Source organism: Lacticaseibacillus salsurae (assembly GCF_045862175.1).
Classification (GTDB): domain Bacteria; phylum Bacillota; class Bacilli; order Lactobacillales; family Lactobacillaceae; genus Lacticaseibacillus; species Lacticaseibacillus salsurae.
Map to the genome: position 1 here is coordinate 1 of NZ_BAAFZI010000036.1, position 24,734 is coordinate 24,734.

Annotated in this window: 15 protein-coding genes; 13 read left to right on the top strand and 2 right to left on the bottom strand. The window is 50.0% G+C overall.

All coding sequences use genetic code 11. From position 1 onward, the window contains the following. The 4 genes from ACKTSG_RS10050 to ACKTSG_RS10065 all read left to right on the top strand — a co-directional run. Positions 1 to 5,492: collagen-like domain-containing protein (locus ACKTSG_RS10050; protein ID WP_407894384.1), on the top strand; the 5,492-nt coding region annotated here is incomplete at its 5' end. A gap of 1,976 nt (positions 5,493 to 7,468) precedes the next feature. Continuing rightward, complete coding sequence (locus tag ACKTSG_RS10055; RefSeq protein WP_407894386.1) at positions 7,469 to 8,458, top strand: glycosyltransferase family 2 protein; 990 nt, start codon at positions 7,469 to 7,471, stop codon at positions 8,456 to 8,458. Positions 8,459 to 8,597: 139 nt separating this feature from the next. Then, positions 8,598 to 9,557 (top strand): glycosyltransferase, encoded by a 960-nt coding sequence (locus tag ACKTSG_RS10060; RefSeq protein WP_407894388.1) that lies wholly within the window; start codon positions 8,598 to 8,600, stop codon positions 9,555 to 9,557. A gap of 134 nt (positions 9,558 to 9,691) precedes the next feature. Beyond that, positions 9,692 to 10,294: a DUF805 domain-containing protein gene (locus tag ACKTSG_RS10065; RefSeq protein ID WP_407894390.1), complete on the top strand. Its 603-nt coding sequence runs from the start codon at positions 9,692 to 9,694 to the stop codon at positions 10,292 to 10,294. A gap of 682 nt (positions 10,295 to 10,976) precedes the next feature. Here ACKTSG_RS10065 and cbpA read toward each other — a convergent pair. Both cbpA and ACKTSG_RS10075 read right to left on the bottom strand, forming a co-directional pair. Next, positions 10,977 to 11,651 (bottom strand): cyclic di-AMP binding protein CbpA, encoded by a 675-nt coding sequence (cbpA, locus tag ACKTSG_RS10070; RefSeq protein ID WP_407894392.1) that lies wholly within the window; start codon positions 11,649 to 11,651, stop codon positions 10,977 to 10,979. A 172-nt stretch (positions 11,652 to 11,823) separates the two neighbouring features. Next, the gene (locus ACKTSG_RS10075; RefSeq protein ID WP_407894393.1) at positions 11,824 to 12,801 is read right to left on the bottom strand and encodes an L-lactate dehydrogenase; all 978 of its coding nucleotides are present in this window, start codon (positions 12,799 to 12,801) and stop codon (positions 11,824 to 11,826) included. Between the two features lie 354 nt (positions 12,802 to 13,155). Between ACKTSG_RS10075 and pth the strand changes: the two genes are divergently transcribed. From pth to ftsH, 9 genes are all read left to right on the top strand, one after another. Then, positions 13,156 to 13,713, top strand: coding sequence for an aminoacyl-tRNA hydrolase (gene pth, locus ACKTSG_RS10080; RefSeq protein ID WP_407894395.1), 558 nt, complete (start codon positions 13,156 to 13,158; stop codon positions 13,711 to 13,713). Positions 13,714 to 13,750: 37 nt separating this feature from the next. Beyond that, positions 13,751 to 17,275, top strand: coding sequence for a transcription-repair coupling factor (gene mfd / locus ACKTSG_RS10085; RefSeq protein WP_407894396.1), 3,525 nt, complete (start codon positions 13,751 to 13,753; stop codon positions 17,273 to 17,275). Between the two features lies 1 nt (position 17,276). Then, positions 17,277 to 18,845 (top strand): polysaccharide biosynthesis protein, encoded by a 1,569-nt coding sequence (locus ACKTSG_RS10090; protein WP_407894398.1) that lies wholly within the window; start codon positions 17,277 to 17,279, stop codon positions 18,843 to 18,845. A 54-nt stretch (positions 18,846 to 18,899) separates the two neighbouring features. Continuing rightward, positions 18,900 to 19,163, top strand: a complete 264-nt coding sequence (locus ACKTSG_RS10095) for an RNA-binding S4 domain-containing protein (protein ID WP_407894401.1) — start codon at positions 18,900 to 18,902, stop codon at positions 19,161 to 19,163. A gap of 73 nt (positions 19,164 to 19,236) precedes the next feature. Next, entirely contained in the window at positions 19,237 to 19,617 is a 381-nt protein-coding gene (locus ACKTSG_RS10100) for an FtsB family cell division protein (RefSeq protein WP_407894403.1), read from the top strand. 67 nt (positions 19,618 to 19,684) lie between these two features. Then, positions 19,685 to 20,179, top strand: coding sequence for a S1 domain-containing RNA-binding protein (locus ACKTSG_RS10105; RefSeq protein WP_407894405.1), 495 nt, complete (start codon positions 19,685 to 19,687; stop codon positions 20,177 to 20,179). 264 nt (positions 20,180 to 20,443) lie between these two features. Beyond that, positions 20,444 to 21,760 (top strand): tRNA lysidine(34) synthetase TilS, encoded by a 1,317-nt coding sequence (gene tilS / locus ACKTSG_RS10110; RefSeq protein ID WP_407894407.1) that lies wholly within the window; start codon positions 20,444 to 20,446, stop codon positions 21,758 to 21,760. Further along, entirely contained in the window at positions 21,750 to 22,289 is a 540-nt protein-coding gene (gene hpt, locus ACKTSG_RS10115) for a hypoxanthine phosphoribosyltransferase (RefSeq protein WP_407894409.1), read from the top strand. The genes tilS and hpt overlap by 11 nt, the downstream gene beginning before the upstream one ends. A 64-nt stretch (positions 22,290 to 22,353) precedes the next feature. Continuing rightward, positions 22,354 to 24,555, top strand: coding sequence for an ATP-dependent zinc metalloprotease FtsH (gene ftsH / locus ACKTSG_RS10120; RefSeq protein ID WP_407894411.1), 2,202 nt, complete (start codon positions 22,354 to 22,356; stop codon positions 24,553 to 24,555). The last annotated feature ends 179 nt before the right edge of the window (positions 24,556 to 24,734 follow it).

The following is a 24,734-nucleotide window of genomic DNA, read 5'->3' on the forward strand; positions in this document are numbered from 1 at the left end:
ATGTCAAAGGCCCTAAGGGCGATGGCACTGACGACACTGTCTTAGGCTCGATCAAGGCACCTAAGAATGGCGATACGATCGAGACAACGCCACAAGATCCAACGACTGACCACCCAGCTGGTGGGACGAATGTGATCATTCACCATGGTGATGGCAGCAAAGACAGCACCACGACGATCTGGAATGGCCAGACGCCACAAGTTGAAGCTGTTAAAGGCGAAGATGGCAAGACGAAGTATAGTTTCTATGTGCTTGGACCAGACGGGACAACACATGTGCCTGTCGGCACGGTGGACACCCCAGAAGTACCAAAGGTCAAAGCAGACGGGGACAAGTATGTCTTCTACCTGGACAACGGAACACCAGATGATCCATCAGACGACACCAAGCTTGGCGAGATCGCTAAGCCAGCAGATGGTAAAAATGGTGATACGATCAGCGTAACCCCACTTAAAGGTGACACTGAACATCCAAATGGCGGCTATACAGTCGAGATCATTGGTAGCGATGGGACGACTAAGAGCACTACGCCTGTCTACAACGGGAATGATGGCCAGACACCACAAGTTGAAGCTGTAAAAGGCGAAGACGGCAAGACGAAGTATAGTTTCTATGTGCTTGGACCGGATGGGACAACGCATGTGCCTGTCGGCACGGTGGACACCCCAGAAGTACCAAAGGTCAAAGCAGACGGGGACAAGTATGTCTTCTACCTGGACAACGGAACACCAGATGATCCATCAGACGACACCAAGCTTGGCGAAATCGCTAAGCCATCAGATGGTAAAAACGGTGATACGATCAAAGTGACCCCACTTGATGGTGATACTGAACATCCAAATGGCGGCTATACAGTCGAGATCATTGGTAGCGATGGGAAGCCGAAGAGCACTACGCCTGTATACAACGGGACTGATGGCCAGACACCACAAGTGGAAGCTGTAAAAGGCGAAGATGGCAAGACGAAGTATAGTTTCTATGTGCTTGGACCAGATGGGACAACACATGTGCCTGTCGGCACGGTGGACACCCCAGAAGTACCAAAGGTCAAAGCAGACGGGGACAAGTATGTCTTCTATCTGGACAACGGAACACCAGATGATCCATCAGACGACACCAAGCTTGGCGAGATCGCTAAGCCAGCAGATGGTAAAAACGGTGATACGATCAATGTAACTCCACTTAAAGGCGACACTGAACATCCAAATGGCGGCTATAAAGTCGAGATCATTGGTAGCGATGGGAAGCCGAAGAGCACTACGTCTGTCTACAACGGGAATGACGGGAAGACGCCACAGCTTGAAGCGGTAACAGACCCAGATACTGGCAAGGTCACTGGCTACAAGTTCTTCGTGATCGGCGACGATGGTCAGACTCATGAAACAGTCGGAACCTTCAATGTACCTGAAACACCGAAGTCGAAACTGAGCGATGACAAGAAGTCTTATATCTTCTACTTGGATAACGGTACGCCAGACGATCCAAGTGATGATACGACGCTTGGCACTGTGCCGATCGGTGATACGATCTCAGTCACTGACTACAAGCCAGTTGACGATAGCGATAAGAAGACGGGTTACACCGTCACGATCAAGCACGCCGATGGCACGACCGAAACGAAGAACCTGTTCAACGGCGATGGCGCAACAGCACCGACCATCACCCCTAATAAGGATGATGAGGGCAATGTTCTTAGCTACACGATCACTTATCCAGGTCAAGAACCAATTACGATCTACAACGGGACTAAAGGCGAGAAGGGTGACAAAGGCGATGCACCAACGTTAGAAGCAGTCACTGATCCGAAGACTGGCAAAACGACTGGGTACAAGTTCTATGTCATCGATGGCAATGGCGATAAACAGGAAGTGGGTGATTTTGAAGCACCGAAGGACGGCGATACGATTTCGGTGACTGATATCACACCAACAGATGCTGATCCGCGTACTGGCTACATTTTGACCATTAAGCATGCTGATGGGTCACAAGATGTGAAGACTGTGTACAATGGCCAAGATGGTCAAACACCAGTGGTAACGCCGATCACCAACGCCTCTGGTAAGGTGACAGGCTACACCTTCACATTGAATGGACAACCATCTGGCACGGTGCTCAACGGGACTGATGGCCAAACACCGCAAGTAGCAGAAGTCAAAGACGATGACGGCAACGTCACTGGCTACGAATTCTACTATGTCAACGGCGATGGCGAACGGATCGTTGTAGGCCAAGTGGCAGCGCCAAAGCCGATCACGATCACTGATACTCAAGTCAAAGACGGAATCACCACGTTGACCTTCTCTGATGGCAACAAAGTGACGATCAAAGATGGTAAAGATGGTGCTGCCGGTCAAACGCCGAAAGTGAAGGCAGTTGTAGGCGAAGATGGTAAAACCGACTACGAGTTCTATATCACCGATCAGGATGGCAAAGAGATCCCAGTTGGCACCGTCGACGCACCAAAAGACGGCAGCAACGGTCAGACACCAATCATGGAACCAGTTGTTGATGACAATGGTAAGACTATTCGCTACGACTTCTACTACACTAACGATGCTGGCGAAAAGGTAACCATGGGTACGATCCAGGCACCTAAGGACGGTCAAACACCAACGGTTAAGCCGTATACTGACAGCCAAGGCAAGACTGACGGCTACATTTTCACCTTGAATGGTGTTGATTACACTGTCCTTAACGGTAAAGATGCTGCACCACTGAAGGTGGATGACACCACGATCAATGACAACGGCGATACCGTGATCACCTTCTCTGATGGCACTAATGTCGTTGTGCCAAAAGGTCAAAAAGGTGATAACGCGCAAACGCCTAAGGTGCGCGCAGTCACAGATGACGCCGGCAAGACTAGCTATGAATTCTATGTCACCGATCAAGATGGCAATGAAACTCCAGTTGGTACCGTCGACGCACCTAAAGACGGCCAGACCCCAGCAGTTGCGCCACACACTGATGCTAATGGCGACGTTGATGGTTATGTCTTCACCCTCAATGGTAAAGATTATATTGTCAAAAACGGTACTGATCTGACGGTGAAGAGCACTGGCAAAGATGACGAGGGCAACACGGTCATCAACTTCTCTGACGGCTCGCAAGTCACGGTGGCCAAAGGCGCTGATGGCACCAATGGCAAGGATGGTCAAACACCTAAAGTCCGTGCAGTCACAGGCGCAGATGGCAAGACTAGCTATGAGTTCTATGTCACCGACCAAGATGGCAACCAGACGCCAGTAGGTACTGTCGATGCGCCTAAAGATGGCGTTGACGGCAAGACCCCATCAGTTGAAGCAATCAAAGATGGGGATGGCAACATCACGAGCTACAGCTTCTACTACACCAACGAAGCTGGTGAAAAGGTTCCTATGGGCTCAGTTGACGCACCTAAGGATGGCAAAACACCTGAGGTCAAGCCACACACTGACAGCAATGGCAACGTTGATGGTTATGTCTTCACCCTTAACGGTCAAGACTACATCGTCAAAAACGGTACTGATCTGACGGTGAAGAGCACTGGCAAAGATGACGACGGCAACACGGTCATCAACTTCTCTGATGGTTCACAAGTCACAGTGGCCAAAGGCGCTGACGGTAAAGATGGCGTCGATGGAAAAGATGCGCAAACACCTAAAGTTCGCGCAGTCAAAGGCGCAGATGGCAAGACCAGCTACGAGTTCTATGTCACCGATCAAGATGGCAACGAAACGCCAGTTGGCACAGTCGATGCCCCTCAAGATGGTGTAAACGGCAAGGATGGTCAAGCCCCTCAAGTCGAGGCAATTAAAGATGACGCTGGCAACATTGTCAGCTACACCTTCTACACGATCGGCGAAGACGGCAAGAAGATCCCAACCGGCACTGTGGATGCCCCTAAAGATGGCAAGACGCCTGAAGTTAAACCACACACTGACAGCAATGGTAACGTTGATGGTTATGTCTTCACCCTTAACGGTCAAGACTACATCGTGAAAAACGGTACCGATCTGACGGTGAAGAGCACTGGCAAAGATGGTGATGGCAACACAGTCATCAACTTCTCTGATGGTTCTCAAGCTATCGTGGCCAAAGGCGCTGATGGTAAAGATGGCGTCGATGGCAAAGACGGTCAAACGCCTAAAGTCCGCGCAGTCCAAGGCGCAGATGGTAAGACCAGCTATGAATTCTATGTCACTGATCAAGATGGCAACGAAACGCCAGTTGGTACTGTCGACGCCCCTCAAGATGGCGTTGACGGCAAGGATGGTCAAACCCCTCAAGTCGAGGCGGTCAAAGATGATGCTGGCAACATTGTCAGCTACACCTTCTACACGATCGGCGAAGATGGCAAGAAGATCCCAACCGGCACAGTGGCAGCACCTAAGGATGGTAAGACGCCTGAGGTCAAGCCACACACTGATGATGAAGGCAAGGTCGATGGTTACACGTTCACGCTTAATGGTGTTGACTACACGGTTAAGAATGGCGTCGACGGTAAAGATGGTGTTGATGGCACCGATGCTAAGCCGCTGACTGTTACTGGCTCCTTCATCGATGAAGATGGTAACACCAAGATCACCTTCTCTGATGGCTCTACAGCCACTGTGAATAAAGGTGAAAATGGTAAAGATGCACAAACACCAAAAGTCCGCGCTAAAGTCGGTGAAGACGGCACCACCAGCTACGAGTTCTACGTCGTTGGCGATGATGGCAAGGAAACCACTGTTGGCACCGTTCAAGCACCAAAAGATGGTAAAGATGGCAAGACGCTTTCAGTTGAAGCAATCAAAGATGACACTGGCAAGACTACAGGGTATCGCTTCTTCTACATCGGCGACGATGGTAAGCAAGTCACAGCAGGTGTTGTTGAGGCACCTAAAGATGGCAAGACTCCTGAAGTCAAGCCACACACTGATGGTGAAGGCAAGGTTGATGGCTACACCTTCACGCTTGATGGTGTTGATTACACCGTTAAGAATGGCACAGACGGTAAAGATGGCGTTGATGGAAAGGATGGTGTCAACGGTAAAGACGGCGTAGATGCTAAGCCGTTAACGATCACTAACTCGACCATTGATGAAGATGGCAACACCCAGATCATTTTCTCCGATGGCTCAACAGTCGTTGTGAACAAGGGTGAAAAAGGTGATGCCGGTCAAACACCACAGATCCGGGCGAAAGTCGGCGAAGATGGCACCACCAGCTACGAGTTCTACGTTGTCGGTAAAGATGGCAAAGAAACCACTGTTGGCACCGTTCAAGCACCGAAAGACGGCGCCCTGGTCAAACGCCGAAAGTTGAAGCCATTACTGATGACAGTGGCAAAGTGGTTCGATACAACTTCTACACCACTGACGAAGATGGCAACAAGATTTCTGTTGGTACCGTGCCAGCGCCGGCCGACGGTGAAGATGGCAAGACCCCAACAGTCAAGCCACACACTGATTCTGACGGCAAGGTCGATGGCTGGATCTTCACACCCAATGGCGTCGATTACACTGTGACCAACGGTGCAAAAGGCGACAAAGGTGATCAAGGGGAACCAGGTCAAACACCAAAAGTCAAAGTCGTTGAAAACGCTGATGGCAGCAAGTCGTATGTCTTCTACACCACAGGCGCAGACGGCGTCGACAAGACGATCAGCACGATCCCAGCACCTAAGGATGGCGAAGACGGCGAAGATGGGCACACGCCATTAGTTGAACCGATCAAAGATGAAAATGGTAAGACGACTGGTTACAGCTTCTACTACATTGACAAGAATGGGGATAAAGTCCCGCTTGGCACAGTAGATGCACCGGCAGACGGTTTATCAGCATTCGAACTTTGGCTCCAAACTGACGGTGCCGATCTCACCGGTGACGGCGATATCGATCTGAAAGACTTCGAGCTATTCAATAAAGGCGATACCGGCGACAAGGGTCCTACCGGCGACAAGGGTCCTACTGGTGACAAAGGTCCAACCGGCGACCAAGGTCCAACTGGAGACGAAGGCCCAACAGGTGATCAAGGTCCAACTGGAGACGAAGGTCCAACAGGTGATCAAGGTCCAACTGGAGACGAAGGTCCAACTGGTGATCAGGGTCCAACAGGTGATCAAGGTCCAACTGGAGACGAAGGTCCAACAGGTGATCAAGGTCCAACTGGAGACGAAGGTCCAACCGGCGATCAAGGTCCAACCGGCGATCAAGGTCCAACTGGTGATCAGGGTCCAACAGGTGATCAAGGTCCAACTGGAGACGAAGGTCCAACCGGCGATCAAGGTCCAACTGGAGACGAAGGCCCAACAGGTGATCAAGGTCCAACTGGAGACGAAGGTCCAACAGGTGATCAAGGTCCAACTGGAGACGAAGGTCCAACTGGCGATCAAGGTCCAACTGGAGACGAAGGTCCAACCGGCGATCAAGGTCCAACAGGTGATCAAGGTCCAACAGGTGATCAAGGTCCAACCGGTGATCAGGGTCCAACTGGAGACGAAGGTCCAACCGACGATCAAGGTCCAACTGGAGACGAAGGTCCAACCGGCGATCAAGGCCCAACCGGAGACGAAGGTCCAACTGGTGATCAAGGCCCAACCGGGGACGAAGGCCCAACGGGTGATACAACCAATACGCCAGGCGGCAATGACCCAGATGGCAATACGCCAGATGGTAACGACCCTGATGGCAATGACCCAGCTGGGAACACACCGGACGGCAATGACCCAGACGGTAACACCCCAGACGGGAACGACCCAGATGGGAATACGCCAGATGGTAACACACCGGATGGCAATGACCCAGACGGGAACACCCCAGATGGCAATACTCCAAATGGCAATGACCCAGACGGTAACACCCCAGATGGCAATACCCCAGATGGGAATACGCCAGACGGTAACACGCCAGATGGCAATGACCCAGATGGCAATACCCCAGACGGCAACACGCCGGACGGTAATACGCCGGACGGTAATACGCCAGACGGCAATGACCCAGACGGTAATACGCCAGATGGCAATGACCCAGATGCTTCTGGTGATCAACCGAGCCGTACCTCATTACCAGATACGTTCGGTGGAGATCCCGAAGTTGATCCTGATCCAAGTGGCAACCAAGGATCTGGTACGCCAAACCAAAGCACGAACCAAGGGTCTGATACACCTGCACCAAGTGGTCAACCACAGCGCGTTACTTTAGCTGATACGCTGGGCGGCGCCACTGAAGTCGGGTCAGACACTTTGGCAAGTGGCACCACCAGTGGTCGTCGTTCGTTGCCTGATACGAGTGATTCAGACGACGCGGCAGTGATCTTGGCCGGTGTTGGGTTAACCATTGCAGACGCCTTAGCAGCATTTGCAATTGCCAAAAAGCGGCGCGACTCTGATGACGATCCGCTGTACTAAGCTCACAGCAATGTGAGTCTCGCGCAAGCTGGGTACTTTGGAAAACCAAAGTAGTCAGCTTGTTCTTACATATAAGTGTGAAAGAGGTAACTGATAATGAAAAAGCTTTCGATCATTATTACCTATCACCAGGAAACACAAGTGCAAATTCAGCGCGCCTTTGCCAGCGTGGCGATGCAAGTTGGCGTCGATTTTTCAGAGCTGGAAGTGTTGCTGGTCGGCGATGGGGTACCACCGCTGCCAAGCAACTTGTTTGTAGCGCCTCAAGCTTTGTCTGTGCGGCAACTGACTTACCAGCCTAGTCGTGGTGCTGGGGTAGCGCGGCAAACAGGAATCGATAATACGACCGGCCGCTATGTCATGTTTATTGATGCGGATGACGTGATGCAAGACGTTTTCGTATTGAGAAATCTGCTGGCGCCGATCAAAACCAGTGATTATGATGTGGTGATCGCGCGTTACACTAAACAGCAACATTTTGGCCAACAAGTTCGTTACACGTTGTCGGCGGAACATGACTGGAAAGCCGCTTATGCGAAGCTTTATCATCGTGAATACATCGAACGTATCGGCTTGCGCTGGCGGCCGGATCTGCGGATCTTTGAAGACACCTATTTTGTTGGGCTAGCTTGTGAGCTGGCACAGCAGGGCTTTTACTTGAATCGCTCAGTGTATGTGTGGTTGTGGAATCCTGAATCGACCGTGCGCAAAAACGACCATGAATTTGATCATCAGTTGGATGTGTGGGCGCTCTCGAACCGCTACAGCTTGGCGGTGTTGCGTGAGAAAAAGCCGGCAGTCTGGCCGCGAAATTTCTATCACTACATGGCGGATCTGTTTTACCGCCAACAAGTGTACGCCCCAGCAGACGCCGCCGCTTTTATCGCAGAACAAACCACTTTGCTGGTCGCCAACCGTTCGCTATGGACGGCAGCGGGGCAGGCACAAATTCGCGCCGAAGTCATGAAGTTGCGCCAAAAAGGTGGCAACTATGCAGGTATGCCAATGGATGGATTCGATGATTTTTTGGCGACGCAAATGGGCTACTTGAAACAAGCCTATCAACAATTTGTTGCCAACCGTTGAAGTAGCCGATAATTTGAATGGCAAAGCGATTTTGATGGTGGACTGACACCCGAATTGGAGTAGACTTAGCTTAAGCAGTAATCGCTGTCACAGCAGGTGTGTCGGGCATATGGATTTGAATGAGTTGGAGGAAATTAGCGTGAGTAAGACTTTGAGCCTCATCATTGCAATGGAATCAGCGACTGTGCAGGATCTTGCGGTTCCATTGTCGTCTGTGAATAATCAGTTAGGCGTTGATTTTCGCCAAATCGAAGTGCTGTTGATCGATAATGGCCGCTACCAGCTGGAAGATCTGGAACCTTTGCGCGTCTTTAATCGCTTGAAGTTTCGCTACATCAAGCCAGCGAAGATCTGGAATTGGCCAACTGCATTTGAGCAAGGCTTGATGCTGGCGACTGGCGATTTCGTCGCGTTCATGGGGCCGAATATGCAGTTCAACTCAGTGGACGTGTTGCAACAAGTTTTTGCTGAGATCGCGGTACATCCCAAAACGCAGCTATTTTCCGGGTTGCTGCTTCGAGAAGATATGCAACCAGATCGCAGTTTTACTTATGAAGTTGAAGCCACGACGCATTTGTTGCGCGGCCGCTTTATCAACCGTGCGCTGATGATGCAAAGTGGGATCACGTTTGAAGATTTTGGCGCGTATACAGAGCCTTTTGTTGGGCAGCTAGTAGAAGCGGTGGCCAAAGAGCCACAACAGTTGGACAAAGCAGTGTCTGTGCAATTTCTCGGGCGCACAGTGTCAGATGCTGTGTTGCCGCCAGCGCCGGCCAAGTTGCAACTGGATTGGGTGCGGATGATGGCGCGCTACTTGCATTTGTTGCAAAAACTCGCCCCAGAACGTTACGTGCAAACCTTGGCCAAAACCATCGTGCGCTTTTATTCGCAAGCCGGCCAAGATGCGGCGATGACGGCGCAAATGGCTGAGCTGACTGCGCAGAATGCACCACAGTGGCCGCAAGTTTTGGCGTTTGTTAATAACTTACAAAACGCTGATCACACGTCGACTGCCCCTTGGAATGTGGAACCGTCACGTTTCCAAGCTTATCTGCAACGCGTATCACCGCTAAAAGCTGAAGTTTCGGCACAAAGTTGAACAAAATCTAAAGCGTCTTTGTATCGTGATCCATGGTACAAAGGCGCTTTGTTTTCGAGACAAATTTGTGAAAATCTGACCGCGACCAAGCAAGGTGTCAGGTATGATAGTGAAAGGCAAAAGGAGGGGTACGGATGATCGATGAAAAAGCAGGACAGGTTGGCATTGGGCGCGCATTCAAAGATTATTTTCGCGGGTACGTTGAGTTTTTAGGCAAAACGACACGCGCTGGGTATTGGTGGATGCAACTGATTTTATTTTTTGTTTGGTTGGCGTTATTTGGGTGGCTGATCGTCACGATCGTTTCCGCCTTCACGCACTCAACGACATCGCCGAACTGGGCGTTGTTGATCGCGCCGATCGTCGTGATGGTCGTCGTCGCCTTGGCATTGTTCTTGCCGAATTTAGCGCTAAAAGTGCGGCGCTATCGAGATGTCGGCTTGCGTGGGCGTGGGGCTGCGGTGTTGTTAGGGATCCAGTATTTAATGAGCATGGCGATCAATCTTGGTCAATCAACGCGGACGATCCATCAACTCGCCGCGCTACAAGATTTCAACACTAAGTTCACTGCCAGCGTCCCTAACGGCTTTGGGTGGTTGACGACTTTGATCTCGTTGGCGTTTAGCATTTTCTTTTTCGTGTTGACGGTATTGCCTAGCGATACGATGGTCACCACCAGTAATAATGCGGTCATGCAGTTTTTCTTGCGGGAAAAGGCTGAGGAACCAAGTGACTGATCACAATAAAACAGCCGCCGTGCCATCGCGATGGCACGGCGGCTTTCGTTTCAACAAATTCCGCAAAAATAGGCACTTTTTCAACCATTGGTTGAAAAAGTGCCCACTACACCAATTTAGGTGCCTTCAAATTCGTTTGTGAAGTGTGACCCTCGAGTGATTTAAGGTCACACGTTGTCATGCCCGTGGGCACTCGAACAGCCACAGTCCAAAACTCACTGTGGGTAAAACGGTGGCGCAGGTGGATCCCGGGTTTTGCACAATCCGACGCGTAAGAAGATGCTGTTGTGACTGATCTTGGAGATTCAGCGGACAAACTGGGCGACAGTTGTCGCGATGATCCCCTCGAATCGTCGCCAAGCGATCAGAGCTTACGGGTCGCTTCTGTGACTCACTTTTGTCGAAGTGATAGCTGACAATTTTCTTCGGTACCCCAGCGACTTTTTGCCCACGGGAATGCACATCACCACGCTTCGACATCATGGCGATGTTTGTTGCCACAAAGCGCAGACGATGTACCTAACCGCGCGGCTTTGCTTAGTGCTTTTTCGCCAACAAAAGCAAGTCCTTGACACTTACTTTTAGTTGGTGAATGAAGCATAACACCTTTGATCTAAAAGTGCAAGCGCTTTTTTAAAAACATTCAAAAAAGCCAACTGACTGGCAGTTGGCTTGATGAGATCTAGGCTTCTTCGTCGACACGTAAAGGCAAACCGGATTGTAAGTCATCGATTTCAACAACGCGGTAGCCTTTCTTTTCGAGCTTGGAAACGACCAAGTTCAAAGTGTTTTCATCTGTGCCGGCTGGTAAAGTGAATAACGTGCGGCGAATGAACTCGCCACCTTTGGCATCCAAGGTGATCGCACTGGCTAAATCGGTATATTTGGCTAAGATCTTGCTCATGGCAGCCAAGTCACCGCGCCCTTGAGGCCCGCCTGAAGACATCACGGTCAACACATAAGAGCCGACATCCACGTGCCAAGATTCACTTAACATGGAAAGCAATGCCGAGTGAGTCAAAATGCCATAGAAGTTGGCATTTTCATCCAACACAGCAATGTATGGCAAGTCTTTAATGTTGAAAAAGACTTTGAAGAACGGGGCGTTGACTGGAATGGTTTTGGTGGCATTCTTCAGAAGGTAAGTGACAGGTAAACTCATGTCGCCACCTTGGGATTTATGCCGGTAAATGTGCATCTTATAAATATTACCGCGGAAGATCTGCCCGCTTTCATCGAGGATCGGGACGCATCGGAATCCGGAATCTTCCAGAACCTTCAGCGCTTCTTCCAAGGTGACAGTCTCTTTCACGGTGGTCAGGAATTCCTTCTTGAGTACCAGGGACTTGATTAACATATTGCAACCTCCATGAAGCCGTTTTGGGAATATTAAAACTTTCTCATCTAATCATACCACATCCGTTACCTGACACCAACGATTGGCTTGTGCTTTTTGCGAATACAAGCGCTGCCAGTTTGCGGCCAATAAAAAACGCCTACTCGCAGGAGTAGGCGTTAAACCAGTCAGATTACTGACGAGTTTCGATGTCGTTAGCAGCGAAGGCATCGTTGATGATCTTCTTCAATTGCTTAGCAGAAGCATCCATGGATTCTTGTTCGTGGTCAGTCAAAGGAATTTCCAAAATGTTTTGGATACCATTGCGGTTGATCACAGCAGGGGAACCGATGTAGATGTCGTTTTGACCATATTGGCCTTCCATGTAAACGGACAATGGCAAAACAGCATTTTCGTCAGAGAGGATCGCTTTGGAGATACGAGCCAAGGCAGTCGCGATACCATAGAAGGTCGCACCCTTGAGCTTGATGATTTCGTAAGCGGCGTCACGGACGTTTTCGAACATGTCGACAAGCTTGGATTCATCGATTTCTGGGTGAGACTTGACCCATTCAGAGATCTTGATGCCGCCGATGTTAGCGTGAGACCAAACAGGGAATTCGGTATCACCATGTTCACCCATGATGTAAGCATGGACGGAACGGGCGTCAACGCCAACCATTTCAGCAATGGATTGACGGAAACGAGCAGTGTCCAAGGAAGTACCAGAACCCACAACGCGGTTCTTAGGGAAGCCAGAAAGCTTCCAAGTAGCGTAGGTCAAGATGTCAACTGGGTTAGCAGCGACTAAGAAGATCCCGTTAAAGCCAGATTCAACGATTGGGTCAACGATGGACTTCAAGATCTTCAAGTTTTTGTTAACGAGGTCAAGACGAGTTTCGCCAGGCTTCTGAGGAGCGCCGGCAGTGATGACAACAAGGTCAGCATCCTTAGCGTCAGAATATTCAGCGGAGTAGATCGTCTTTGGACTGGTGAATGGGAGCGCGTTGCTTAAATCGATCGCGTCACCTTTCGTCTTGTCCTTAAAAATGTCAACGATCCCGATTTCTTGGGCGATGCCTTGCAATACCATTGCGTAGGCGTAACTGGAACCAACGGCACCATCACCAACAAGAATTACTTTTTGGTGATCTGTTTGAGTGTTTGCCACGGTGATACCATCCTTTCTTATTTGCAATCATGCAATTCATCTGTTAGTATAGCACAATTATTCTTGTGTGCACGACTTTTCACTGTCTTTTTTCATTTCTAATATGAATCTTACAAAACCGCTCGTGGCCGGCATGACGCCTTTTTGTGAACTTGACTAGCTTTGTCGACGCGCTAAAGTAAGGGATTTCACGTGCTTATTTTCACAAACAATGTATGCCTTTTCATGACCTGTCTCAACAAAAACTTATAAACTGTAGCACAAGCCTTGAAATCGGCCTTTGTGCTATAATCGAAGCGAACGTCGGGAAAAAATCTTTCCGGCCATTTTTGCGTTTAAATATGGAGGAACATTTTGAAAATGATCGTCGGCCTGGGCAATCCAGGCAGTAAATATGCCAAAACCAAACATAATATCGGCTTTATGGCCATTGACGCGTTATCCAAGCGCTTGGATATTCCCGTGACCAAACATGAATTTGATGCGCTAACTGGCACTGGGTTTGTCGATGGCGAAAAAGTGATGCTGGTCAAACCGGTGACGTTTATGAACGATTCCGGGCGCGCAGTGGGCCAACTAAAAGCTTTTTATCGCTTTGAACAATCTGAGATCTTCATCATTCAAGATGATATGGACATGACCATGGGCCGTTTGCGCCTGCGTCCACGCGGCTCGGCTGGTGGGCACAACGGGATCAAATCGATCATTGCCGTACTGGGGACGGCAGATTTTCAACGGGCCAAAATCGGCATCCAACACCCAGCCAAACAACGCGTGGTCGATTGGGTGTTGACCCCATTTCAAGGTGATGACGCGATTGCTGTGGCCAATGGGTTGGATAAACTGCAAGACGCGTTGATCGATTGGATCCATGGCACCAGCTTTGAACAATTGATGAATCAATTTAACTAAACCCTATATATAGAAACAACATGATGGAGGTGAATCCATGGAACTGATCGATTTATTCAACCAAGAACCGGCATTGCAAAAGCTATGGCCGCAACTTCACACTGGGCGGCATTTGGTCACTGGCGTCAATGGCAGTGCCAAAACCGTTTTGCTGGCGGCGGCGTTGCGCCAACTCAAACGCCAATTGGTGGTGATTGAAGACAACCGCTATCACGCCGAAGAATTGGTGGCAGATCTCACTGATCTGATCGGTGAAGCCAAAGTGTGGGCGTTTCCAGTTGAAGATGTGTTAGCCGCAGAAGTAGCGGTGTCGTCGCCTGACACCAAAAACACCCGCATCAACACCTTGAATTGGCTGCAACAAGGCGAACCTGGGATCATTGTCACCAGCTTGGCTGGCATCAAACGCTTGTTGCCGCCTCAACAAGTTTGGCAACAAGCAGGGATCCATTTGGACATGGATTCACAAGTGGACTTGTCCGCGCTTACCCAACAACTGATCGATGCCGGCTACACCCGCGACAGCTTGGTGGGCGTGCCAGGGCAGTTTGCTGTGCGCGGCGGGATCGTTGATATTTATCCATTGAATGCAGATGACCCAGTGCGGATCGAATTATTTGATACTGAGGTGGATTCGATCCGGCGTTTTGACATGCGCACCCAACGTAGCATTCGCCAACTTAATGCCATCGATATTCCCCCAGCCACGGATCTGATCGCCAGTCGGGACCGGTTAAAAGCCGCTGGGGAGAACTTGTTGACGCAAGCGCAAGCCAAGTTGCAAACCACGAAAGCCAAAGTCGCCAAAACGGCCTTGAAAAATGGCATCATCGCCACAGCCGAGCAATTGGCCCAAGGCGAATCAGTGGATCAATTGGCGTTATATATGCCTAGCTTGTACCCAGATGCCGAGCGTTTGTGCGATTATGCGCAAGCCGATGCGCTGGTGGTGTTTGATGATTACACCCGGTTGTTAGACGCGGATGTGACGTTAGTCGATGAAACTAACGCTTGGTATGGTGGCTTGCAGTCTGAAGGCCGCTTGTTAGCCGAACAACCTAACTTAACGATCCAAAGTTTTGATCATGATGACACGCATGCACATTTATATTTGAGCTTGTTTCAAAAAGGCATGGGGAACTTGCGACTGGCTTCATTGACTAATATCGTGTCGCGCAACATCCAACAGTTCTTCAGCCAAATGCCGCTGCTTAAAACCGAAGCAGACCGCTGGCGCAAACAAGGCATGACCGTGTTATACATGGTGCCGGAACAAACGCGCTTGGAGAAATTAGCCAGCAACTTACGGGATTTTGAAGTGGACACGGTGATCAGCCCGAAAACTGACTTGCTGGAAAATACCCAACAATTAGTCGCCAGCAACTTACAAAATGGTTTTGAACTGCCTGATTTAAAGCTGGTTGTGGTCACTGCACATGAATTGTTCAATACCAAGACTCACCGCAAAGCCCGGCATCAAACGTTAGCCAACGCAGAACGGTTGCGTTCGTACACCGAGTTGGTACCAGGCGATTATGTGGTGCATGTCAACCACGGAATCGGCCAATATACCGGTTTGCAAACGTTGATGGTTGACGGCGTGCATAAAGACTACATCACCATCGTTTATCAAAAAGGTGATCAGCTGTTTATTCCCGTCAGCCAGTTGAATATGGTGCAAAAATATGTTGCCGCTGATGGCAAAAAACCTAAGATCAACAAACTAGGCGGCGCCGAATGGCAAAAAACCAAGCGTCGCGTCGCCGCTAAGATCGAAGACATTGCCGATGACTTGATCAAGTTATACGCTGAGCGCGAAGCGGAACCTGGCTTTGCCTTTGCCCCAGATGATGACTTGCAAAAGCAGTTTGAAGAGGAGTTTGCTTATCCGGAAACTGCTGATCAATTGCGTTCAGTCAAAGAGATCAAACAAGACATGGAAAAGCCGCGCCCCATGGATCGCTTATTAGTCGGGGATGTTGGTTTTGGCAAAACTGAAGTGGCGTTGCGCGCAGCATTTAAAGCCGTCGAAAATGGCAAGCAAGTGGCGCTGTTGGTGCCAACGACGATTTTGGCGCAGCAACATTTTGATACCATGACCGATCGCTTCGCCGATTTTCCGATCAATGTGGCGATGCTGTCGCGTTTTCGCACGCAAGCACAAAGCAAAGCAACCCTTAAAGGCTTAGCTAGCGGTGAGGTCGATATCGTAGTCGGCACACATCGCTTGTTGTCAAAAGATGTCCACTATAAAGACTTGGGGTTATTGATCGTTGATGAAGAACAGCGCTTTGGCGTCAAGCACAAAGAAAAACTCAAAGCCTTGAAAGCCAATGTCGATGTGTTGACATTGACGGCGACCCCGATCCCGCGGACGTTAAACATGTCGATACTTGGGGTGCGCGATTTATCAGTGATCGAAACGCCGCCGACCAACCGCTACCCGATCCAAACCTTTGTCATGGAACAAAATGGCGGCACCATTCGCTCAGCTATTGAGCGCGAACTGGAACGCGGCGGCCAAGTCTTTTATTTGCATAACCGCGTGGAAGATATTGAACAAACCGTCGCCCAAATCGAGCAGCTGGTGCCCAATGCCACTGTGGCATATGCTCATGGGCAAATGACAGAAAACCAACTGGAAAATGTTATTTACGACTTTTTGCATGGGGCGTATGACGTGTTAGTCACCACGACCATTATTGAAACGGGTGTGGATATGCCCAATGTCAACACCTTGATCATTGAACATGCCGACCGTTACGGCTTGTCTCAGCTGTATCAACTGCGCGGGCGGATCGGTCGCTCCAGTCGCGTGGCGTATGCGTATTTCATGTACCAACCAGACAAAGTGTTGACTGAAGTGGCCGAAAAGCGGCTACAAGCGATCCGAGATTTCACTGAACTAGGGGCGGGGTTTAAGATCGCCATGCGCGATTTGTCGATCCGCGGTGCCGGCAACTTATTAGGCTCACAACAGCATGGTTTCATCGATTCCGTCGGTTATGATCTGTATACCCAAATGCTCAACGAAGCCGTTGCCGCCAAACAAGGCAACGCCAAAGCCAAGCGCATGGATACCGAAGTTGATCTGGATCTGGAAGCTTACTTGCCAACTGATTATGTCAGTGATTCGCGCCAAAAAATCGAATTGTACAAACGGTTGCGTGAAGCCACCAATGATGATCAGCTCAATGAGATCCAAGATGACTTGATCGACCGCTTTGGAGATTACCCAACGCCAGTGACCAACTTGTTGGCGATCACGCATATGAAGCGGTTTGCCGATGCAGCGTTAGTCGAAAAGATCACCCAAAATGGACAAACAGTGGTGTTGACCATGTCGCCTCAAGCCAGCGAAAAACTTGCTGGCGTGGCGGTGTTCAAAGCTTTACAAGCCACCACCTTGAAAGCGCGGGTGGCAGCAGATCCGGCGAAATTAAAAGTCTCGTTAGTGATCCCCAAAACCATGGCAGCGACAGATTGGCTTCATGAATTAGAAGCCTTTTGCCAAGCGATGGCCAAAGTGGTGTCTCCTGATACCACTCCAATTGAGGTTTGATATGCAAAATCCCCAAATGAAGCGCCTGTTGCAAGGTGCGTGGACGTTGAGCTTGGCGGCGATGATCGCCAAGATCTTAAGTGCGATCTACCGCGTGCCATTTCAAAATTTAGTCGGGGATACCGGCTTTTATGTGTATCAACAAGTTTACCCGCTGTATGGCATCGGGATGACGTTTGCATTGTCGGGCTTTCCAGTGTTCATTTCCAAGCTGGTGGCAGAAGCGCGTGAGCCTGATGCCCAAGCGGCAGTGACGCATCAAGCCCAAGTGTTGTTGACGTGGCTAAGTTGGGCGATGTTTTTCGGCTTGTTTGGCTTTTCCAAAGCCATCGCCTCGGCAATGGCTGATCCGCAATTGGCGGCTTTGATCCAAACCGTGGCATTTATGTTTTTGACCATGCCGATTTTAGCGACAGGCCGCGGGTATTTCCAAGGCACGTTTGATATGTCCAAAACAGCCGTCAGCCAAGTGGTGGAACAAGTGATCCGCGTGGCGGTGATCTTATTGGCTGCCAGTGTGGCCACCAAAGCCCACTGGGATCCTTACAAAATGGGCGTCGTGGCCATGAGTGGGGCGTTTTTTGGCGGCTTGGCGGCGACTGGCACGTTGTGGCCAGCGTTTCATCGCGTTTTTGCCAAGCGCCATTTTGCTTGGCCCGGGTTTGGCAGTTATTGGCACTTGCTCAAACGCTTTGTGGTCGAAGGTGGCAGTATTGCCTTATTTGCCGCGATGTTGATCATGTTGCAACTGGTGGATTCGTTTACCGTGACGCGCGGTTTGCAAGCCAGCGGGGTGCCGTTTGCACTGGCTAAAAGCTTAAAAGGCGTCTATGACCGCGGCCAACCTTTGGTCCAATTAGGCTTGGTGGTGGCTACGGCACTTTCGGCGACCTTGTTGCCAAGCTTGACTACCGCGTTTGCGCGCGGGCAACACCAGCGTTTTGACCACACTGCCGCGCAGTTGATCCGCTTTAACTTGGCGTTGTCCACTGCGGCGACTGCCGGGTTAGTGGTGGTGATGCCTGCAGTCAATTGGTTATTGTTTGGTGATCGTAGTGGCCAATTGGCCTTACAAACGTATGTGATCGCCATTGTCTTAGTGGCGATGATCAATGCTTATAATGCGATCTTACAAAGTTTGAATCGCTACCGCGGCACCACGCGGGTGTTGATGATCGGCTTTGTGGTGAAGCTGCTGAGCAATCAATGGCTGGTGACGCGTTTGGGCACATTAGGCGCCAGTGTTTCGACATTATTGGCGCTGCTGGTGATCACTGGATTGCTGGCGATCCAAGTGCCTATGACGATTCGGCAAGTGGCTGATCGCGACCACTTTTATCTCAAACTCACTGCGATCACTGCAGCTATGGTGATCGTGGTTGACGGGGTGATGGCGGTGATGCCTTTTGCTAGTCGCGAACAAGCGATCTTAGTGGCCGGTGTGGCAGTGGTTGTCGGCGTGATCGTATTTGTGCTCGGCGCCACTTGGGTGCATTTATTTACCGCCCGAGAAGTCTTGGCCTTGCCATTAGGGCGCAGATTTCTTAAAATGACGCATAAGCGCAAATAAGAATATTCCCTGAGACGAGCGTTGCAGTCTTATAGACAAGCGAAAGGAAACAATATGCGATTAGATAAATTTTTGAAAGTTTCTCGGATCATCAAGCGGCGCACTGTCGCCAAAGAAATCGCCGATAAAGGCCGCATCACCATTAACGACAAGCTCGCCAAATCATCTTCTGAGGTGTCAGTTGGGGATGTGTTGGTGATCGCGTTTGGTAACAAAACGTTGACAGTGAAAGTTGAAGCCTTGGTTGAATCGACGAAAAAACAAGATGCCGGGGAAATGTTCAGCGTGGTTGCTGAAACATACAAAGAACAGTACTGATTTTACCTGGCTGTAATATGCCGCAAGCGGATACTTTGGTATACTGAAGGTATCGACGAAAGGTGGCCGCATGATGGAACAAACTAAAATCAAGCGTATGCCGCAGCGTCCTTTAACGACGCCGCGGGCTGATCAGCCCAAGTTATCCCGCATCCATAAGCTTCGCTTGCGGCTATTGTTGGGTATTTTGGTGGTGATCTTGGCATTTGGTGGCTGGCAGTTGCATCGCGTGCAGACGCAAATCGCGCAAAGCCAAGTCCAAGTCGATCACGCCAAGTCGCAACTCAAATCAGTTGAAGCCAAAAAGCAAGCCTTAAAAGTGCAAGTGGATCAGCTTCACAATGATGACTACTTGGCCAAATTGGTGCGCCAAAAGTACTTGGTGTCCAAGTCTGGTGAAGTCATTTTTGAATTGCCTGGCACCGCCTCAAAGCTCACTGGCAATGGCAACTGATCAGTTGCACACCGCATGCGGCATGGTATACTAAGAGTCACATTAGACACGGAGGACAATTTTTTATATGGCAGTTGAAGTTGGCGCAAAGGTTTCTGGCAAGGTCACAGGGATCACGAATTTTGGCGCCTTTGTTGATCTGGGAGAAGGCAAGTCTGGGTTAGTCCACATCAGTGAGATCTCTGATGGGTATGTCAAAGATATTCATGATGTGTTAAGCATTGGGGATACCGTGACTGCCGTGGTGATGCAGATCAAAGATGGTAAAGTCGGGTTATCGATCCGGCGCGCAGATGGTAAGCCGCATGAAGAACATGCGCACCATCAAGGCGGCCATGCACATGGCCCAGCCAACCATGACAATCAAGCTGCACGTCCTCAAAATCATGGGGCTTCCCATTCGCCGCGTCCAGCAAACCATCATACGCAGCCACAAAAGCCTGCTTTAACGGGTTTTGATGCCATGATGTCTGGCTTTTTGAAAGAAAGCGAAGATCGCTTAAGTAGCTTGCGGCGCAATACTGAAGGCAAACGTGGTGGCCGCGGCGGCCGCCGCAGTTAATGCGCTTAACTGGGCTGAAACCGTTAGTTTGAGCCTAACATTCAAACGCCTTTGGGCCACGCAATGAATCGTTGACGTGGCTCAAAGGCGTTTGTGTGTCTGCAGGGTCGTGAAAGCCTGACCCCTTGGCCTGCCTATTTGGTAAATATTGGTCAAATTCTTACGACACGGCGTCATAATTCAGCCTTTAGTCCCACGCGAGTTGATCGTGGCAGTGGTAAAGTGAATGCACATTCACAAGACAGCGGTTAGAAAGGAGCGCATATGCTATCTGGGAATGACTTACTTAGCGATTTTGCCCTTGATCCCACAGCGCCTTTGGTGGTGGCGGTGTCAGGCGGCGTTGATTCGATGGTGTTGTTGACGCTACTGAGTCAAACCAAGCATCCGCTGATCGCAGCGACGTTTGACCATCATATGCGCCCCACTAGTGGCGAAGATGTGCAGTTAGTGCGCGATTACGCCAAGCAATTGGCAGTGCCAGTGGCGTCTGGGCAGTGGTTGCGAAAAAAAGGGCAGCCTGTTAGCGAAGCCACAGCGCGACAAGCACGCTATCAATTCTTAGCGCAAGTGGCGCATCAACACCACAGTCGCTATGTGGTGTTGGCGCATCACGGGGATGATCAACTGGAAGGCATTTTGATGCAATTGGCGCGCTCAGGCAATGTGATGGCGATGAACGGCATGCAACCTAGGCGCGCATTTGGTGATCTGGAAGTATTAAGGCCGCTATTATCGTTGAGCAAAGCTGAGTTGTCAGCGTATGCGACGCAACATCAGGTGCCTTTTGTTGAAGATCAAACCAATGCCGATGATACCATCGCCAGAAACCGAGTCAGGCACTTGGTGACCCCAGTGCTTAAAACCCTGAACCCTGGCGTGTTGGCGCACACCCAACGCTTCAGTGAAAGCTTGACAGCGTTGATCGCACTGGCCAGTCCAGCGTTGCGACAACTCGTGCCAACGCCGCAATTGGTGATCGATTGGACGCCTTTGTTGAAACAAACCACCGGTGTCCAGCGCTTGGTGTTGGAACAATACTTACAAGCTTTTGCCATCCAGATCCCGCCGCAAGTGATCACGCAAGTTTTGCACGCACTGGCAAAAGGCAATGGCAATAAACATTTTGACGTGGCTAAGCATCACTTGGATGCGTGTTATGGTCAGTTATATGTCGATGCGCCAAAGGCCCTGCGGCAGCCGGAATTGTCCTTGAGCGTCGATGACAGTTGGCATAAGTTGGCAGATGGACGCTTGATCGGGTTGTTTCATCAGCGGCCGATTTGTGACACTTGGGCGTATGTGCCAGCTCAGCCGTTGGTGATCCGCCAAAAAGTTGCCGGAGATGTTGTGGCGTTGCCCAATGGCCATCACAAAAAGCTCCAACCTTGGCTGATCGGCCAAAAGATCCCGCAGTTTATGCGTGCAGATCTGCTGGTGGCCGACTGTGACTCACAAGTGGTTTGGATGGCGTTGCCTGCCGGGAATGAATTGTTTCACGCGCGGCAAACTGATATAATTCAAGCTGTATTGGCACTGAAAAAACCGGCAGACGATAGTGAGGATAATAATGGAAAATGATATCTTAAAGGTCTTGTATTCCCAAGCGGACATTCACGCCATCACCAAGCGCTTGGCCAAGCAGATCAAAGCTGACTATGCAGGCAAGAATCCTTTAGTGATCTGCATTTTGAAAGGTGCGATCATGTTCATGACTGACTTGGTGCGAGAAGTCGATGACTACTTAGAAATCGACTTCATGGATGTGTCCAGTTATGGCAACGAAACCGTGTCTAGCGGGGAAGTGAAGATCTTAAAAGACCTTGATACCAGCGTGGCCAATCGCGATGTATTGATCGTAGAAGACATTGTTGATACCGGTCGGACCTTGCATTACCTCACTCAGATCTTTCAAACCCGCCAAGCCAACTCGGTGCGCATTTGCACCTTGATGGATAAGCCGGAACGTCGCATTGCCCCAGTGCATGCGGATTACGTCGGCACCACGGTTCCTAACGAATTTGTGGTCGGTTATGGGTTAGATTTTGCGGAACGCTATCGCAATTTGCCTTATATTGGCGTTTTGAAACCAGAAGTTTATGCCCATTGATCAGTGTGATGTAGTATTATAGCTACTAAGCACGCTATTTACCTATTGTTGCTGGAGGTTATGTATGAATAAAAAACCAAGAAACGGGCTATTCGGCGGCACGGCGATGTATGTCATCTTGTTCGTGTTGCTGGTGACCGGTTTTGCGTATTACTTGCGGGACAGTGGCGGCTCCACGACCCAAGAATTGCAAACCAGTCAATTTATTAGCCAACTGAAGCAAAATGACATCAAGTCCTTTGAGATCCAGCCTTCTGGCGGTGTCTACAAGGTCAGCGGTGAATATCGCAAAGAACAAAAAGTCACTGGCGATTCAGCGTCAAGCACCAGCTTTTTAAGCCAAGCGCCGGCGAAGACCAAGAAGTTCTCTGCATATATTCCAGCCAACGATGCCACCATCAATGCCATCACCAAAGCGGCGGAAAAAAATGACGTCAAGTCAAATACCTTGACTGAGTCGCAATCCGGCACTTGGCTATCGCTTTTGTTGACGATCGTGCCAATGGTCGTGATCATGGTGTTCTTCTACATGATGATGAACCAAGCTGGTCAAGGCGGCGGCAATGGTCGGGTGATGAACTTCGGCAAATCCAAAGCCAAACAAGCTGACAAAAAAGCCAATAAAGTCCGCTTTTCTGATGTGGCTGGGGCCGAAGAAGAAAAACAAGAACTGGTCGAAGTTGTGGAGTTCTTAAAAGATCCTCGCAAATTCTCTGGTTTAGGCGCACGTATCCCAGCCGGGGTCTTACTCGAAGGGCCTCCTGGTACTGGTAAAACTTTACTGGCTAAAGCCGTAGCCGGTGAAGCAGGCGTGCCATTCTTCTCCATTTCTGGGTCTGACTTCGTGGAAATGTTCGTCGGGGTCGGTGCTTCTCGCGTGCGTGATTTGTTTGATCAAGCCAAAAAGAACGCTCCTGCCATCATCTTTATTGATGAAATCGATGCCGTTGGTCGCCAACGTGGCAGCGGCATGGGTGGCGGTCATGATGAACGGGAACAAACCTTGAACCAATTGTTGGTTGAAATGGATGGGTTTACCGGTAACGAAGGCGTCATTGTGATGGCTGCCACCAACCGTTCTGATGTGTTGGATCCAGCGTTACTGCGTCCAGGCCGTTTTGACCGGAAGATCTTAGTGGGTCGTCCTGATGTCAAAGGCCGTGAAGCCATTTTGAAAGTCCATGCCAAAAACAAGCCATTGGCTGATGATGTGGACTTGAAAGAATTAGCCAAAACCACCCCTGGGTTTGTTGGGGCCGATTTGGAAAACTTACTCAATGAAGCCGCCTTGGTGGCTGCACGGCGTTCGAAGAAAAAAATCGATGCGACCGATATCGATGAAGCTGAAGATCGTGTCATTGCCGGTCCTGCCAAGAAAGATCGCGTGATCTCCAAGAAAGAACGCGAGATCGTCGCGTATCACGAAGCTGGGCATGCGGTGATCGGGTTAGTCTTATCTGATTCTCGCGTCGTGCGCAAAGTCACGATCATTCCTCGCGGCCGCGCTGGCGGTTATGCGATCACCTTACCTAAAGAAGATCAATTCATGTTGACCAAAAAAGACATGATGGAACAACTCACTGGGTTAATGGGTGGCCGGACGGCTGAAGAGATCATTTTCAACGTGGTTGCGACTGGCGCTTCTAATGACTTTGAACAAGCCACGCAAATGGCGCGTTCCATGGTCACCCAATATGGGATGTCTGAAAAGTTAGGCACGGTCACCTTAGAAGGTGCTGGCGCGCAAAATGAATACGGTCAAGTGATGTATTCACAAGCGACAGCAGCGACGATCGACAACGAAGTGCGTGCGATCATTGATGAAGCGCATCAACGTGCACATGACATTATTGAATCGCACCGTGAACAACATAAAGCCATTGCCATGGCCTTGTTGGAATACGAAACATTGAACGAAAAAGAGATCTTGTCGATTTTCAACACGGGCAAGATGCCTGAAAAGCCAGATCAATTCCCGTCTGAAAAAGCCGCGACTTTTGAAGAAGCCAAAAAGGCCTTGGAACAAAAAGACGCCGAAAAACAAGCTGACGATGCGGCTAGCGCTGATGGTCAAAAAGCTGACCAGCCAACGCAAACACCAGCAAAAGACACAAAGCCTGAAGCTGATGCCACACCAAAGGCTGATTCACCAGCTGACGATGCCACCCCAACAGCCGCCTCAGCACAACCAAAGGCAAAACCTGAAGATGAGGCACCAACTGATGAACCAAAATCAACTGACGACGATCATCACGATCAAGTTTAGTTGACGTCATTGACCGCTGTGAACCTGAAACTAGGTTCGCGGCGGTTTTTTGGGGTCTGTGTCAACTGGTGTTGAAGAATAAATATATCATTCGGGAAGATCTCCATGATAGGAGGTCTTTTTGTTATTTTTAGGCGGTCTGTTGGTAGATGCGATTGAAGAAGTTGGTTTGGTTACTG